This is a genomic window from Streptococcus sp. HMSC078H12 (genome assembly GCF_001814615.1).
GTDB classification, from domain to species: Bacteria; Bacillota; Bacilli; order Lactobacillales; family Streptococcaceae; genus Streptococcus; species Streptococcus salivarius_F.
In genome coordinates this window covers 365,282-381,044 of record NZ_KV817316.1, presented here as the reverse complement: position 1 = coordinate 381,044, position 15,763 = coordinate 365,282, and the positions used below count along the sequence as shown (strand labels likewise).

Here is a 15,763-nt window from a genome sequence, read left to right as displayed (position 1 = left end):
TAAGACAGGTTGGGATATCCCAACCTGCATCTTTTTATAGTTTAATCAGCCCATAGTGCTTTGACTTTAGCTTGCACTTCTTCATTTTCAAGGAACTCATCATAAGTTTCATCAATACGGTCAATAACCCCATTTTTAGAAACAACTACGATGTGGTTCGCTATTGTTTGAATAAATTCATGGTCATGACTGGCAAAGATAACAGACTCTTTGAAGTCACGGACGCCATCATTCAGACTGGAGATTGATTCCAAATCCAAGTGATTAGTAGGATCATCCAGAAGAAGGACGTTAGATTTCAAAAGCATGAGTTTAGAAAGCATGACACGTACCTTTTCTCCCCCTGAGAGAACACTAACAGATTTATTAACCTCATCCCCTGAGAAGAGCATACGCCCAAGGAATCCACGCAAGAAAGTATCATCATCTTCACCTTTTTCGGCAAATTGACGGAGCCATTCGAGAATTGATTCACCGGATGCAAAGTCTTTAGAATTGTCTTTTGGAAGGTAAGAACGGCTAGTAGTAACACCCCATTTGATTGTACCTTCGTAGTCAATATCACCGGCAAGAGCACGAATTAATGCAGTTGTTTGAATATCGTTTTGACCGATGATGGCAGTCTTATCTCCTGGTCGCAAGATGAAACTAATGTTGTCAAGAATAGTCTCACCATCCATCTTAACAGTGAGATTTTCAACTGTTAGAAGGTCATTACCGATTTCACGCTCTGCTTTGAAATTGATAAATGGGTATTTACGACTTGATGGGACGATTTCTTCTAGCTCAATTTTATCAAGCATTTTCTTACGAGAAGTCGCTTGTTTAGATTTTGAAGCGTTGGCAGAGAAACGAGCAACGAATTCTTGAAGTTCCTTAATTTTTTCTTCTGCTTTGGCATTACGGTCAGCCTGCAAGCGTGCAGCCAATTCTGAAGATTGTTTCCAGAAGTCATAGTTACCGACATAGAGTTTGATTTTACCAAAGTCAAGGTCGGCCATATGCGTACACACCTTATTCAAGAAGTGACGGTCATGGGATACGACAATGACCGTATTTTCAAAATCAATCAAGAAATCTTCAAGCCAAGAGATTGACTGGATATCAAGACCATTGGTAGGTTCGTCAAGAAGAAGTACATCTGGTTTACCAAAGAGTGCTTTTGCAAGGAGAACCTTGACCTTGTCACCATTAGCCAATTCACTCATGTTTTGATAGTGAAGGTCTTCTGGGATATTTAGATTCTGAAGCAATTGTGAGGCTTCGATTTCAGCTTCCCAACCACCTAATTCAGCAAAGAGTCCCTCTAATTCAGCAGCACGGACACCATCTTCATCTGAAAAATCTTCTTTCATGTAGATGGCATCTTTTTCTTTCATGATATCGTAGAGGCGTTCATTACCCATGATAACAACATCGATAACGCGTTCTTCTTCATAGTCAAAGTGGTTCTGACGAAGGACAGAAAGACGTTCATCAGGACCAAGAGAGATGTGTCCTGTCGTTGGTTCGATATCACCAGCTAAAATTTTCAAAAAAGTGGATTTACCAGCACCATTAGCACCGATAAGACCATAAGTATTACCTGGCGTGAAGGCAATGTTAACATCATCAAAAAGTTTACGATCGCTAAAACGAAGCGATACATCTGATACAGTAAGCATATAATATCCTTTATTTTTATTCTTAACTACTATTTTACGAGAAATTAGACTTTATTTCAATTGATTTTACAAGGGATTGATAAAGTCATTTGGAACTCTTTGGTAATCTTTTTGGAGGCTAAATCCACGTCCCATAACTGTAGAAGCAGGAACAATGACGATAAAGGCAGTTTCATCTATTTTTTGGATTTCTTCTTGAACTTTTGGAACCTCATGAGTTGACAAGGTAGTCATAATCATATTTTGTGCATGTCCGGTATGTCCACCAAGAACTGGGATTTTTGTTGCTCCTCGATCAGCCACTCTAGTGATGTAGTTTAGGATTTGTTCACTATTTTGCGAAATGATTAGAAGATTTCGTGATGAATTGAGTCCGACCATCATTTTATCAATTGTAAGAGAAACAACTCCAAGTGAGAGAATGGAATACATAACAGTATCAGGAGGAAAGGCAATAGCACTGATTGCGACAATGATTCCATCGACAATAAGTAGTACCATTCCTAGTGGGAGTGGCGTATATTTGTTGAGAATTTGTGTGATAATTCCAGTTCCTCCAGTTGAGGAATTTCCATAGAAGACTATTCCTAGTCCTAGCCCTAATACAATCCCACCAAAAATAGCAGCCAACAAAGGTTGTTTGGTGAGTGTCGGTAAGCCCTCAGTTAATTTAATAAACATTGGGAAGACAAGAGACCCATAGAAGGTTTTTAGGAGAACTTCGCGGCCAAGAAAGAACCAACATAAAATTAACAAAGGGATGGTTGTTGCTAAGACGAAGTTAGCATTATTCCAGCCAAAAAGGGCATTTAAACTAATGGCTAGCCCTCCGACACCACCTGAAGCAATATTATTCTTAACTAAAAGTGAGTTATAGCCGACAGCAGCTATAAAAGAACCGATTGTAACTAAAAGTATGTCTATTATTCGACGTTTCATATATTATCTCCTAGATATGATATTCTTATTATCAAGTCTTTTTAAGTTTCCGTCAAGTAATGACTATTTTGGTTGAATATGAGGTTGTGTTTCACGTGAAACTGGAAACATAACCTTGACAAAAATAGATAAAACAATGTAGAATAATAGTCATCAGAAGAGTAATTCTTACCTTTTTTATAGAGAGCTGGTGGTAGCTGCAAACCAGTATGAAGGTGGAATGAATGGGCTGAAGAGAATTGACGATTAACGTGAACACATAAACGTTAGGTTTGGCACCCCTTATCGTGCAACTTCTTTGTTGAGAAGGTTTGAGATGATAGCTGCAGAAAGAGTTATCAACTGAGGTGGTACCGCGTATCAAAAGTGATTAACGCCCTCACGCATGTTTTTGCGTGGGGATTTTTTTGTATTAGAGAGGTAATTATATGACGAAACCTATTATTTTGACGGGAGACCGTCCAACAGGGAAACTTCATCTAGGACACTATGTTGGTAGTTTAAAAAATCGTGTCCTTTTACAAAACGAAGATAAATATAACATGTTTGTCTTCTTGGCTGATCAGCAAGCTCTTACGGATCACGCAAAAAAGTCAGAGATCATCAAAGAATCAATTGGGAATGTTGCTTTAGATTATCTCTCTGTAGGTTTGGATCCAGCGAAGTCAACTATTTTCATTCAAAGTCAGATTCCTGAGTTGGCTGAGTTGACTATGTATTACATGAACCTAGTTTCATTGGCACGTTTAGAGCGTAACCCAACGGTTAAGACGGAAATTGCTCAAAAAGGCTTCGGAGAATCGATTCCAACAGGATTTCTAGTTTATCCAATTTCTCAGGCAGCTGATATCACGGCCTTTAAAGCAAATTATGTTCCTGTAGGTAATGACCAAAAGCCAATGATTGAGCAGACACGTGAAATTGCACGTAGCTTCAATCATACTTATAATTGTGATATTTTGGTTGAGCCAGAGGGGATCTACCCTGAAAATGAAGCTGCAGGACGCCTTCCAGGTCTAGACGGTAATGCTAAGATGTCTAAATCCTTGGGTAATGGTATCTTCCTTTCAGATGATGAGGACACTGTTCGTAAAAAAGTCATGAGCATGTATACGGATCCAAATCATATTCGTGTGGAAGATCCAGGCCAAATTGAAGGTAATATGGTTTTCCATTATCTTGATATCTTTGGTCGCGAAGAGGATGCTACTACAATTGCTGAAATGAAAGAACATTATCAACGAGGTGGTTTAGGAGATGTGAAGACAAAACGTTATCTTCTAGAAATCTTAGAACGTGAGTTAGCTCCAATTCGTGAACGTCGTTTAGAGTATGCCAAGGATATGGGAGAAGTTTTCCGTATGCTTGAAAAAGGTAGTCAAGCAGCGCGTGAAGTTGCTGGACAAACATTGGCAGAAGTAAAAGAAGCAATGGGAATTAATTATTTCTAAGAAATAAAAAGTAGGGACTCAAGATAATCTGGAGCCCTATTTTTATTTGGAAAAAGGTTTTCTTAGAATCTTATGCGAAATCTGTTGACAAATCATTTTAGCATGATATGATATTATCAATTAAAAAATAGACTGGGGTTTCTGTACCTCCAAACTTTGAGAAAAGAGGACGATTATAATGTCAAATTGGGACACTAAATTCTTGAAAAAAGGTTACACTTTTGATGACGTATTGCTTATTCCTGCGGAAAGTCATGTTCTACCAAACAACGTCAACTTGAAGACGAAATTGGCTAAAAATTTGACATTAAATATCCCAATTATCACTGCAGCCATGGATACGGTCACAGATAGTAAGATGGCTATCTCAATTGCTCGTGCAGGTGGTTTGGGTGTCATTCACAAAAATATGTCTATTGCGGAACAAGCTGAAGAAGTTCGAAAAGTAAAACGCTCTGAAAATGGTGTCATTATTGATCCATTCTTCTTAACGCCTGAAAATAAAGTTGCTGAAGCCGAAGAGTTGATGCAACGTTACCGTATTTCAGGGGTTCCAATTGTTGAGACACTTGAAAATCGTAAATTGGTTGGTATTATCACAAACCGTGATATGCGTTTTATCTCTAATTACGATACTCCAATTTCAGAACACATGACTTCTGAAAAATTGGTCACTGCTCCAGTTGGAACAGATCTTGAAACAGCTGAAAGTATTCTTCATGAGCATCGTATTGAAAAGCTACCTCTAGTTGATGAAGAAGGTCGTTTGTCAGGACTCATTACTATTAAGGATATCGAAAAAGTTATCGAGTTTCCTAATGCAGCTAAGGATGAATTCGGTCGTCTTTTGGTCGCAGGTGCTGTAGGGGTTACTTCTGATACCTTTGAACGTGCAGAAGCTCTATTTGAAGCAGGCGCAGATGCTATTGTCATTGATACTGCACATGGTCATTCAGCAGGTGTTCTTCGTAAAATTGCTGAAATTCGTGCCCACTTCCCAGATCGTACTTTGATTGCAGGAAATATTGCAACAGCTGAAGGTGCGCGTGCACTTTATGAAGCAGGTGTCGATGTCGTTAAAGTAGGTATCGGACCAGGTTCTATTTGTACAACACGTGTGGTTGCGGGTGTAGGTGTTCCTCAAGTCACTGCTATTTACGATGCTGCAAGTGTTGCGCGTGAATACGGAAAAACAATTATTGCTGATGGTGGTATCAAATACTCAGGTGATATTGTAAAAGCTCTTGCAGCAGGTGGTAATGCTGTAATGCTTGGTTCTATGTTTGCTGGTACTGATGAAGCACCAGGTGAAACTGAGATTTTCCAAGGTCGTAAATACAAGTCTTACCGTGGTATGGGATCAATTGCAGCGATGAAGAAGGGATCAAGCGATCGTTACTTCCAAGGTGCAGTTAACGAAGCGAATAAACTTGTTCCAGAAGGAATTGAAGGCCGTGTAGCTTATAAAGGTTCTGCTGCTGATATTGTATTCCAATTGATTGGTGGTATCCGTGCAGGTATGGGTTATACAGGTGCAGAAGATATCCAAGCTTTACATGACAAAGCTCAGTTTGTTGAAATGTCAGGTGCAGGACTTATTGAAAGTCACCCTCACGATGTTCAAATTACCAACGAGGCGCCTAACTACTCAGCTCATTAATAAACATAAAAGTACTTATCTCAGATAGGTGCTTTTATGTTTACAGAGATATTTACAATAAGTTTACAACGTATTTACGTGAGTATATTTGTTAATAAAGGATTTAGGTTGAAAGGATTTACAACTTATTAGGTCATGCTTGTCACATCTGTCAATTACAAAAAAATAGAAAAACAAGTCGTTTAATCGACTTGTTTTTCATAAATATCACCATTCTTAACTAAGAAGGTCTTTAAATCAGGTGGTAGGTTACTCAGATGATCAAGTGAAGTTGTCGTCATGAAGGTTTGAACCTCTTCGTCAATACTTTCTAACAGTTTAAGTTGACGGTGATTGTCAAGCTCACTCATGACATCATCGAGGAGAAGAATAGGAAATTCACCTGTTACTTTTTTTATCAGAGCAATCTCAGCCATTTTTAAAGAAAGTATGAGACTACGTTGCTGCCCCTGACTACCGAAAGATGCATTCATGTCATTAATGTAAAATGTTAAATCATCCCTATGCGGACCAACACCAGTGTTCTTTTTGAAGATATCTCTTTTGTGATTTTGCTTTAACGTGGTTAAAAATGATTCGCGAATAACTTTGTTATTTTCCAGTGGGATATTAGATTCGTAGGAGATTTTAAGGCGCTCTATCTGATTTGAGAGGTTACTATGATGTCTATCTGCCTCCTCCTCTAATTGCTTGATAAATTCTAGTCTATGTTCGATAACTCGTGTTCCAAAATCGGAAAGCTGTTCATCTAACACTGAGAGGAAATTAATGTCTACATTGTCAGTAGATTTGAGATAGGCATTACGTTGTTTGAGTACATGATTATAACTTGATAGGTCTGAGAGATAAACAGGCTTAATCTGTCCTAAATCAATATCTATAAATTTACGTCTCAGGCTTGGAGATCCTTTTACAAGTTGTAAATCCTCAGGAGCAAATAGCACCACAGTCATGTGACCGATATAATCGGATAATTTAGCTTGTTTGAGGTGGTTAACCTTTGTTATCCGTCCTTTATTAGATAAACTGATTTCCAGAGGTAGCTTTCCGCTATGACGATGTACGATGCCGCTCAGTTTGAGAGTATTTTGCTGAAATTGAATCAGTTCCTTATCTGAACGGGTCCGATGACTACGTGTCAATGCTAGAAAATAGATGGCCTCAAGAATATTTGTTTTTCCTTGGGCATTGCGACCAAGAAAAATATTGAGATGAGGTGAGAAGCTCACAGAGGCTTCAGTATAATTTCTAAAGTGTTGAATATCAATTTTTTCGAGCCACATAGTTAGGTTCCTGGGAAACGAACGGGTTTTCGTTTAGTTTTATTGCTTTCTTTTGACGGATGTGCTTTTTGTTTCTTTTTATTATCCTGATTCATTTTTTTAACAATGGCAGCAACACGTGCTTTTTCAGCGACTTCTTTTTGATGTTCTTCAATTTCATTTGTCGTAGGAGCTACAATCGTTATTTCAAGTTCCTCAGATGGAATGGTAATAACATCTCCATAACGAAGTTTTTTTCCACGACGTTTTTCATCCTCACCGTTGAATAAAACGGTATTATTAGCTAAAAATCCTTTAATAGCTCCGCCACTATGAATGATACTTAATTCTTTTAAAAGTGCCTGCAGTGTGATGTATTCATCAAATAATTTATATTCCATAGTACCTCAACTTTCTCTTGAGATAAGATAGCATAAAAATGGTATAATTGGAAGCATAAACTTTTTAGAGGTTATCAATGAAAATTGCTGATGGTGTCTATGTACACTTCATTCCAACACAAAAATATAAAACTAATCGTATTGTTTTTCGAATGACAGGTTCTTTGAATAAACAAACAATTGCTAAACGAGCCCTAGTTTCACAAATGTTGGCTACAGCCAATCAGACGTATTCAACAGTACAGTCTTTTAAAGAGAGACTAGCTTCTCTTTATGGAACACAGTTGTCAACTAGAGTGTCAACTAAAGGATTGACGCATAGCGTTGACATCGAGTTGACATATCTGAAAGATGCTTTTATCCCTACGAATGAAGGATTATTTTGGGAAGTGCTAGGATTTTTGAAAGAGTGTCTTTACAAGCCGTTGTCAAGAGTAGCTCAATACCAAAATAAAGTATTTGACATAGAAAAACAAAATTTAATGACCTACCTGGATGTTGACACAGAGAATAATTACTATTACAGTGAAGTTAAGGGAAGAGAGCTTTATTTTGTAAACGAGGGATTGAAAGTTCCCAAATATGGTCAACCAGAACTTGTTGAAGCAGAAACCTCGTTTACAGCTTATCAAGAATTTCAAAGCATGTTGACAAGAGATCGTATTGATATCTTTATGGTTGGAGAATTTGATGATTATCAAGTACTCCAAGCGTTACATCGTTTTCCTTTGGAGGGACGTCAAGTTGATTTACAGTTTAGCTATAGTCAACCTTATGTCAACGTTGTGAAAGAAAAGATAGAACCGAGACAGAGTAGTCAATCTATTTTACAGCTAGGGTACCAATTTCCGTATCAATATGGAGATAAAGATTACTTTGCTTTAATTGTATTCAATGCCATGTTTGGTGAATTTGCCCATTCAGCTTTATTTACAACACTTAGAGAAAAGGAAGGCTTAGCTTATTCAATTAGTAGCCAATTTGATATCTTTACAGGTTTACTAGAAGTTTACGCTGGAATTGAAAAATCTAATAGAAATCAGGCTATGCGAGGAATTAGTAGAGAGTTGAATTACATTAAATTAGGACGTTTTTCAAGTTCTCTCCTGAATCAAACCAAAAAAATCATACGAATGAATGCCTTACTCTCTGAAGATCATGCCTTAACATTAGTGGAACAATGTTTTAATAAGGTAATTTTTGGCGATAAAAGTCTTTCATTGGAGAATTGGTTAGATGAGATTGAGAAGGTTACTAAAAAAGATGTTTGCCGTGTAGCGCGTCAAGTTAAGCTACAGAGTTTGTTCTTTTTAGAAGGAGTGTCTTAGAATGGCTGCTTTGAAGAAACGTTATTATCAAAAAATTGATGAAGAAGTTTATTCAGCAATTTTAGATAGTGGTATGTCTTTATCAATCATTAAGAAAAAAGGATTTGTAGAAAAAGCCGCCTTTTTGTCAACAAATTTTGGGGCGCTAGATAATCACTTCTATATTGATGGTGAGTTACAATCTTACCCTGCAGGTATTGCTCATTTTCTTGAACACAAGCTATTTGAGGATGATCAGGGAAGGGATGTGACATTGGATTTTGTCAAGCTTGGAGCTGATGTCAATGCTTTTACAACATTGGAGAAGACAACATATTATTTTTCTACCCTTGACCACTTTGAGGAGTCTTTAGAGCTTTTATTAAAATTTACATCGAGCTTTACAAGTTCTGAAGATGCTGTCAATCATGAAAAAAGAATTATTGAACAAGAAATAAATATGTATCAGGATGATCCTGACTACAGAGTTTATCTAGGTTGTTTACAAAGTTTGTATCCCAATACTATATTAGGTCAAGACATTGCTGGAAGTGTTGATAGCATTGAAGAAATCACTGTAAAGGACTTGAAAGATAATTTTGATTGCTTTTACAGGCCAGCAAACTGTCATCTCGTCTTAGTGGGCGAATTTGATGTTGAAAAAATTTACAACTTTGTCAACGAAAAACAAAGTAAGTTTACACCACCTGAGAGAATAGTCGAGAAAGAAAAGCACCCCATTGAGTCAGATATCCAAAAATTAGATAGTCTTCAAATGGAGATATTCATCTCAAAACTAGCCATTGGTTTTAAGAGTGTTCCTTTTACTGATAATCGTATGAGAGAAAATATACTGGTACAGTTATTGTTCAATTTACTGTTTGGCTGGACGTCTCCTTATTATCAAAATTGGTATGCTGAAGGAAAAATAGACGAGTCTGTGTCAATTGAATACGAGGTATCTAATCGATATTCATTTGTCATTATGACTATGGACACTGCAGAACCAATCCGTATGTCAAGTTTAATTCGTCAGGTGATGACATCGGCAGATAAAAAACGATTGTTGACGGAAGAAGCATTGGATTTACAAAAAAAAGCTTTGTATGGTGAATTTTTACGTAGTCTAGACAATGTCCAGAATTTAGGTAGCCAATATTTAGCGTATTTTGAGAATGATAAAACATACTTTGATTTTGGTCAGGAACTGATGAGCATTACTTCCAAGGAGTTGAAGGATTTTTTGAATCACTATCTCTCAAATATGGAGATTACCGATTTTGTTGTCTTCCCTAAATAAGTGATTATTTGCTATAATAGAGACACGAAAACAAAGAAGAATATTAGAAAGGGGAAAAATGAAGTTACACTCTCTAGGTGAGCAATTACGTGCAGCGCGTATAAAGAAAGAGTTAAGTTTGTATGATGTAGAAAAAATTTCTGGAGTCGAAGCCCAGTTTCTTCTGGCTATGGAAATGGATCAACTTAAAGCTTTGCCAGAGGACATTCAGCAAGAGGCGCTTGAAAAGTATGCCACTTCGGTTGGTTTAGATGGAAAACGTCTGTTTGAGGAGCAGAAACAGAATGAGCAAAAACTAAAAAAAGAGAAGAAACCAGTTGAACGTAAGGAAGATACCTTAGCTGCTAAAGCTCCCATGTCACGCTTTTTAAAGCATAAACGTGAAGAAAAAAGAAAGTCTAACTATCTACCTTTACTAATGCTTAGTGCGGTTTCGTTACTTATCATCTGCTCAGTAGGTTATATTATTATTAGACATCTTTCTAATCAACCTCAGGTGATAAAACCAAATACTATCTCTACAGTTAATCATCTGTCAACGGCTAGTAAGGCTAAATCGTCACGAAGCATTTCTGAGGTTACCGTTTCGGGGGCAAATGTTACAACGACAACTCAAGGCAATCAACTAATGGTTGATTTCTCCAATGTAAATTCTTCAGTAGTTTTAGATGTGGAGTTATCAAAAGATAGTGATGACACATGGTTTTCAGTAGATAACTCAGATACTTCAGAGAGTTATCTACTTTCAAAAACGAAAAAATCAAAGTACTCTTTAGATTTTTCTGATAAAACTAAACCAACTCAAATTATTATTGCTCAATCTTCAAAAGTAACTCTAAAGGTAAATGGGGAGTCACTTGATTTATCTCAATTAGATAAAAATACACCTAGCTACCTCACATTAAGAATCCAATAGAATCGAGAAGAAATGTTTAAAAAAGAAAATTTACCTAATTTATTGACACTTGCTAGAATTATTTTGATTCCTATCTTTTTACTGATGACATCACTTGCGTCAAGTAATGTCATGCATATTGCTGCGGCGGTTGTCTTCGCTATTGCCAGTATTACAGATTATTTAGATGGCTATTTGGCACGAAAATGGCATGTTGTTACTAATTTCGGGAAATTTGCAGATCCATTGGCAGATAAGATGCTAGTGATGTCAGCATTTATTATGTTAGTCGGTATTAATCAAGCGCCAGCCTGGGTGGTTTCAGTTATTATCTGTCGTGAGCTTGCAGTCACAGGTCTTCGTCTTTTATTAGTGGAGAACGGTGGTACAGTTCTCGCTGCAGCTATGCCTGGTAAGATTAAGACAGTGACTCAGATGTTATCTATTATTCTATTATTGTGTCATCTGCATTTTGTAGGAACAATTATGCTTTATATTGCTTTGTTCTTTACAATTTACTCAGGCTATGATTATTTCAAAGGTGCAGGTTTCTTATTTAAGGATACTTTCAAATAGTACGATAAATCAATGATTGAAATAAAAAATTTAAAGTTTAAATATCATCAAGATCAACCATCCTATATTCTTGATGATGTATCGTTTCACGTGAAACGTGGGGAATGGTTATCCATTGTAGGGCATAATGGTTCTGGAAAATCCACGACAGCACGTCTTATTGACGGACTATTAGTGGCAGAGTCTGGGCAGATTATTGTTGATGGTCAAGAATTAACAGAAGACAATGTCTGGGATATCCGTGATAAGATTGGTATGGTCTTTCAAAATCCAGATAATCAATTTGTTGGGGCAACTGTTGAAGATGATGTTGCTTTTGGTCTTGAAAATAAAGGTGTTCCCTATGAAGAAATGGCTTCAAGGGTTCAAGAGGCTCTGGAATTTGTGGGAATGTCAGAATTTAAGGATAGAGAGCCAGCTAGATTATCTGGAGGCCAAAAACAACGTGTGGCTATTGCAGGTATTGTAGCTATGAGACCATCTATTTTGATTTTGGATGAGGCAACCAGCATGCTTGACCCAGAAGGTCGCCAGGAATTGATTCAATCTATTAAAGCTATTCGTAAAGAGTACGGAATGACTGTTTTATCAATTACTCATGATCTCGATGAGGTCGCTTTGAGTGACCGTGTTTTGGTTTTGAAAAAAGGTAAAGTGGAGTCTGTTTCAAGTCCTCGTGAACTATTTAGTAGAGGCTCAGAGTTAGTTGACTTAGGTTTAGATATCCCTTTTAGTGCATTATTAACTCAAAAGCTAAGAAATAAAGGTCTGATTGATTGTGAAGACTATCTGACAGAAAAGGAATTGGTAGAACGACTATGGGAATCTCTCTCGAAAATGTAAGTTATATCTATCAAGCGGGTACTCCTTTTGAGGGGCGTGCCCTTTTTGATATGACGACGACGATAAAAGATGGTTCATATACGGCCTTTATTGGACATACAGGAAGTGGTAAATCTACTATTATGCAGCTCTTGAATGGCCTTTATTTACCCACTAGTGGTCAGGTTCACGTTGATGATACGATTATAACCAGTCAATCAAAGAATAAGGACATAAAACCAATTCGTAAGAAGGTAGGTTTAGTTTTTCAATTTCCAGAAAGTCAGTTATTTGCAGAAACTGTTTTAGAAGATGTTGCCTTTGGACCTCAAAATTTCGGAGTTTCTAAGGAAGAAGCAGAACAACGTGCTATTGAAAGTCTAAAATTAGTTGGCCTCCCAGAAGAGTTTCATGGACAGAATCCTTTTGATTTATCAGGGGGACAAATGCGACGTGTTGCCATCGCAGGGATTCTAGCTATGCAACCAGATATTCTAGTGCTGGATGAACCGACTGCTGGTCTAGATCCACAGGGCCGGAAGGAATTGATGTCTCTCTTTAAGGAGTTACATCTTTCTGGGATGACGATTGTTTTAGTAACTCACTTGATGGATGATGTTGCCGATTATGCAACAGCTGTGAATGTTATGGAAAAAGGGCAACTAGTGTTGTCGGGAGCTCCTAAAGATGTTTTTCAAAAGGTTACTTTTCTTAAAGAAAAGCAGTTAGGTGTTCCTAAAATAACGGAGTTTGCGCTACAGCTACAAGAAAAAGGTTATCACTTTGAAAGTCTCCCTATTACAATCGAGGAATTCGTAGAGGTGGTGTCGCATGGATAAGTTAATTATTGGACGTTATATTGTTGGGGACTCTTTTATACACCGATTAGACCCTAGAAGTAAATTATTAGCCATGCTGATTTATATTGTTATTATCTTTTGGGCTAATAATCCTTTAACTTATGCTGTAATAACTTTATTTACACTTTTCTTGGTTTTCTTGTCTAAAATAAAACTTGGTTTCTTTTTAGGTGGAATCAAACCAATGATTTGGATTATTTTATTTTCTACCCTATTTCAAGTTTTCTTCAATACAAAAGGGAGTGTGCTTTGGTCTATCGGCTTTTTAAAGATTACGGAAGTCGGTTTAAATCAAGGTTGGATGATATTCCTTAGATTTATCCTCATTATTAGTTTTTCCACCCTACTTACTCTAACGACAACACCTTTAAGTTTATCTGATGCAGTTGAATCACTTTTAAAACCTCTTACTGTTTTCAAAGTGCCAGCACATGAAATTGGTTTAATGCTATCTTTGAGTCTACGATTTGTACCAACTTTGATGGATGATACAACTCGTATTATGAATGCTCAAAAGGCGCGTGGTGTTGACTTTGGTGAAGGAAATATTATTCAAAAAGTACGATCAATAATACCTATTTTAATTCCTTTGTTTGCATCAAGCTTTAAACGAGCAGATGCTCTGGCGATTGCTATGGAAGCACGAGGCTATCAAGGTGGTGAAGGACGAACAAAATATCGTCGACTTTCATGGAATAGTCGAGATACCATATCAATTATTGCTATTTTAGCTTTAGGATTAATGCTTTTTTATCTTAAGAGTTAATTCGTTGAGATAAATAAAAACTAGGTCTTAAGACCTAGAAGTTTTAGATGAACGCCCACGTAGGCGTTCTTTTTTCGTCTAATCCCAACCTACTTGTAATATTTTTAATATCCCTAACAAGGGGATGTTATATTTCCAAGGTATTATAGATACATGGTTATAGTTCTTCAGCTTAGTCTGGATTGAGAAATCCCTATATAGAGTAAGCCACTTGATTTACCTATTAGTCATAAACAATAAAACAACTTAAAATCTTTGACTAATATGGATTGGACTATAAATAGATAAAGGAGCATCATCATGCAAAAAAAGAATACATCTAACACTAAAAAATTAGGTCTTTTTGGACTTGTTACAGTAGCAACACTTGGAGCAACAGCTTTAGCTAATGCAGAAACTTACACAGTCCAAAAAGGCGATACACTTTCAGCTATTGCTAAGAAAAATGGTACGACCGTAGATGAAATCGTTTCAAAAAACGGTATTCAAGATGCCAATAAGATTTCTATTGGTCAAAACTTAACAATTAATGAAACAACTGAAGAGACTACAGAACCTTCAGCTACAACAGCTACAACAGAAGCAGCTGCTGAATCAACACAATCAACAGAGTCTACACAAAGTGAAGATACTCAAGCAACCAATACAAATCTTTCTTCTTCAGAGGCAGCTGCCAAAGAAGAAATCGCACAACGTGAGTCAAGCGGTAGCTATACAGCTCAAAATGGGCAATATTATGGACGTTACCAATTAGCATCATCATATTTGAACGGAGACTTGTCTCCTGAAAATCAAGAGAAGGTAGCAGATAATTATGTCGCAAGCCGTTATGGTTCATGGACAGCAGCTCTTGCTTTCTGGAATGCTAATGGTTGGTACTAAATCATTATTACTGACTTATGAGGAAAACTTGTAAAACCTCATACAAATAAGGGGAAAATGCCAGAATTTTGGCATTTTTTTATTAAAATGATAAATCATTGTAACATTAGACATAATACAAATAATCGGCAGTAATATTACTAGGTTATGATGAATGTAACTAGAATTAACTAGGAGGGATTTATGTTTAAAAAAAGTTATAAGGGACGCCGTATCAAATTAGCAGCGAAGAAATCATTGGCGGTACCAGTAGCAATTGTAACAAGTTTTATTGTCATTCTGGCAGTTTCACTTTCTACACTAATTAATAAAGGGTTGGTTAATGCATTTTCAGATTCTGTTACCCCAGCACCTTCAACAGCATCAACAACATCAGAATCGACAGCAGATTTAGTTAAATCAACAGAAATTAGCTCAAGTAAAGAGAATAAAGCTAATAAAGAAAAGGTTGAAGAAAGTAAGCCTCAGTCAGAAACAACAGGAGAATCGGTAGAAGCAGCTGAAAAGTCTCAGTCAGATACTGCTACTACAAGCGCTGCTTCAACGAATAATGATACTACGTCGACTCAAAATACTGGAACAGCTCCTTCGGTTGCTGCAACTGGTAGTGGGTCAGTTGTTCTCTCAAATGGGAACACTGCAGGAGAAGTTGGTTCTTATGCGGCGGCACAGATGGCAGCAGCTACTGGTGTTCCTCAGTCAACTTGGGAGTCTATTATTGCGCGTGAGTCAAATGGTGATCATACTGCAGCAAATGGTTCAGGTGCATCAGGTCTTTTTCAAACAATGCCTGGATGGGGCTCTACTGCAACAGTTGAGGATCAAATTCAATCAGCCTTGAATGCCTATAACGCACAAGGTTTGTCAGCTTGGAATTACTAATATTAATAGAAGTTGGGAGCATACTCTCAGCTTTTTAATTTGGATGTAGGTAATCTATTTTATAGAGCTATTTGTTATTACTAGGTAGGGTATGGC

15 protein-coding genes and 1 other annotated feature are annotated in these 15,763 nt (G+C 37.1%); of the genes, 11 read left to right on the top strand and 4 right to left on the bottom strand.

From position 1 onward, the window contains the following. Positions 1–41: 41 nt before the first annotated feature. Together HMPREF2979_RS03310 and HMPREF2979_RS03305 are read right to left on the bottom strand one after the other, a co-directional pair. Positions 42–1,664 (bottom strand): ABC-F family ATP-binding cassette domain-containing protein, encoded by a 1,623-nt coding sequence (locus HMPREF2979_RS03310; RefSeq protein ID WP_070655103.1) that lies wholly within the window; start codon positions 1,662–1,664, stop codon positions 42–44. 66 nt (positions 1,665–1,730) lie between these two features. Continuing rightward, positions 1,731–2,603, bottom strand: coding sequence for a YitT family protein (locus HMPREF2979_RS03305; RefSeq protein WP_013991342.1), 873 nt, complete (start codon positions 2,601–2,603; stop codon positions 1,731–1,733). A 144-nt stretch (positions 2,604–2,747) separates the two neighbouring features. After that, positions 2,748–2,987 (top strand) — a binding site (T-box leader). A gap of 44 nt (positions 2,988–3,031) precedes the next feature. Between HMPREF2979_RS03305 and trpS the strand changes: the two genes are divergently transcribed. After that, positions 3,032–4,054 (top strand): tryptophan--tRNA ligase, encoded by a 1,023-nt coding sequence (gene trpS, locus HMPREF2979_RS03300; RefSeq protein ID WP_070655101.1) that lies wholly within the window; start codon positions 3,032–3,034, stop codon positions 4,052–4,054. Positions 4,055–4,232: 178 nt separating this feature from the next. Next, a complete protein-coding gene (guaB, locus tag HMPREF2979_RS03295; RefSeq protein ID WP_013991341.1) occupies positions 4,233–5,714 on the top strand; it encodes an IMP dehydrogenase in 1,482 nt (493 codons plus the stop codon). Positions 5,715–5,896: 182 nt separating this feature from the next. Here the strand turns inward: guaB and recF are convergent, their stop codons facing one another. Beyond that, the gene (gene recF, locus HMPREF2979_RS03290; RefSeq protein ID WP_070655100.1) at positions 5,897–6,997 is read right to left on the bottom strand and encodes a DNA replication/repair protein RecF; all 1,101 of its coding nucleotides are present in this window, start codon (positions 6,995–6,997) and stop codon (positions 5,897–5,899) included. Between the two features lie 2 nt (positions 6,998–6,999). Further along, positions 7,000–7,377: a S4 domain-containing protein YaaA gene (gene yaaA / locus HMPREF2979_RS03285; RefSeq protein WP_014635201.1), complete on the bottom strand. Its 378-nt coding sequence runs from the start codon at positions 7,375–7,377 to the stop codon at positions 7,000–7,002. A gap of 77 nt (positions 7,378–7,454) precedes the next feature. On the opposite strand from yaaA, the gene yfmF reads away from it, so the two are divergent. From yfmF to HMPREF2979_RS03240, 9 genes are all read left to right on the top strand, one after another. Then, positions 7,455–8,705: an EF-P 5-aminopentanol modification-associated protein YfmF gene (gene yfmF / locus HMPREF2979_RS03280; protein ID WP_070655098.1), complete on the top strand. Its 1,251-nt coding sequence runs from the start codon at positions 7,455–7,457 to the stop codon at positions 8,703–8,705. A gap of 1 nt (position 8,706) precedes the next feature. Continuing rightward, complete coding sequence (yfmH, locus tag HMPREF2979_RS03275; RefSeq protein WP_070655096.1) at positions 8,707–9,984, top strand: EF-P 5-aminopentanol modification-associated protein YfmH; 1,278 nt, start codon at positions 8,707–8,709, stop codon at positions 9,982–9,984. Positions 9,985–10,042: 58 nt separating this feature from the next. Then, positions 10,043–10,900, top strand: coding sequence for a helix-turn-helix domain-containing protein (locus HMPREF2979_RS03270; RefSeq protein ID WP_070655094.1), 858 nt, complete (start codon positions 10,043–10,045; stop codon positions 10,898–10,900). Between the two features lie 12 nt (positions 10,901–10,912). Beyond that, positions 10,913–11,455, top strand: a complete 543-nt coding sequence (gene pgsA, locus HMPREF2979_RS03265) for a CDP-diacylglycerol--glycerol-3-phosphate 3-phosphatidyltransferase (RefSeq protein ID WP_048676458.1) — start codon at positions 10,913–10,915, stop codon at positions 11,453–11,455. 12 nt (positions 11,456–11,467) lie between these two features. Further along, positions 11,468–12,298 carry an energy-coupling factor ABC transporter ATP-binding protein gene (locus HMPREF2979_RS03260; RefSeq protein WP_070655092.1) on the top strand — a complete coding sequence of 277 codons (831 nt, stop codon included), beginning with the start codon at positions 11,468–11,470 and terminating at the stop codon, positions 12,296–12,298. Next, the gene (locus tag HMPREF2979_RS03255) at positions 12,274–13,116 is read left to right on the top strand and encodes an energy-coupling factor transporter ATPase (protein ID WP_070655090.1); all 843 of its coding nucleotides are present in this window, start codon (positions 12,274–12,276) and stop codon (positions 13,114–13,116) included. The genes HMPREF2979_RS03260 and HMPREF2979_RS03255 overlap by 25 nt, the downstream gene beginning before the upstream one ends. Continuing rightward, positions 13,109–13,903 (top strand): energy-coupling factor transporter transmembrane component T family protein, encoded by a 795-nt coding sequence (locus HMPREF2979_RS03250; protein WP_070655088.1) that lies wholly within the window; start codon positions 13,109–13,111, stop codon positions 13,901–13,903. Before HMPREF2979_RS03255 ends, HMPREF2979_RS03250 begins: the two co-directional genes overlap by 8 nt. Before the next feature lie 300 nt (positions 13,904–14,203). After that, a complete protein-coding gene (locus tag HMPREF2979_RS03245; RefSeq protein WP_002885621.1) occupies positions 14,204–14,785 on the top strand; it encodes an aggregation-promoting factor in 582 nt (193 codons plus the stop codon). 183 nt (positions 14,786–14,968) lie between these two features. Beyond that, positions 14,969–15,667 carry a transglycosylase SLT domain-containing protein gene (locus tag HMPREF2979_RS03240; RefSeq protein WP_070655086.1) on the top strand — a complete coding sequence of 233 codons (699 nt, stop codon included), beginning with the start codon at positions 14,969–14,971 and terminating at the stop codon, positions 15,665–15,667. The last annotated feature ends 96 nt before the right edge of the window (positions 15,668–15,763 follow it).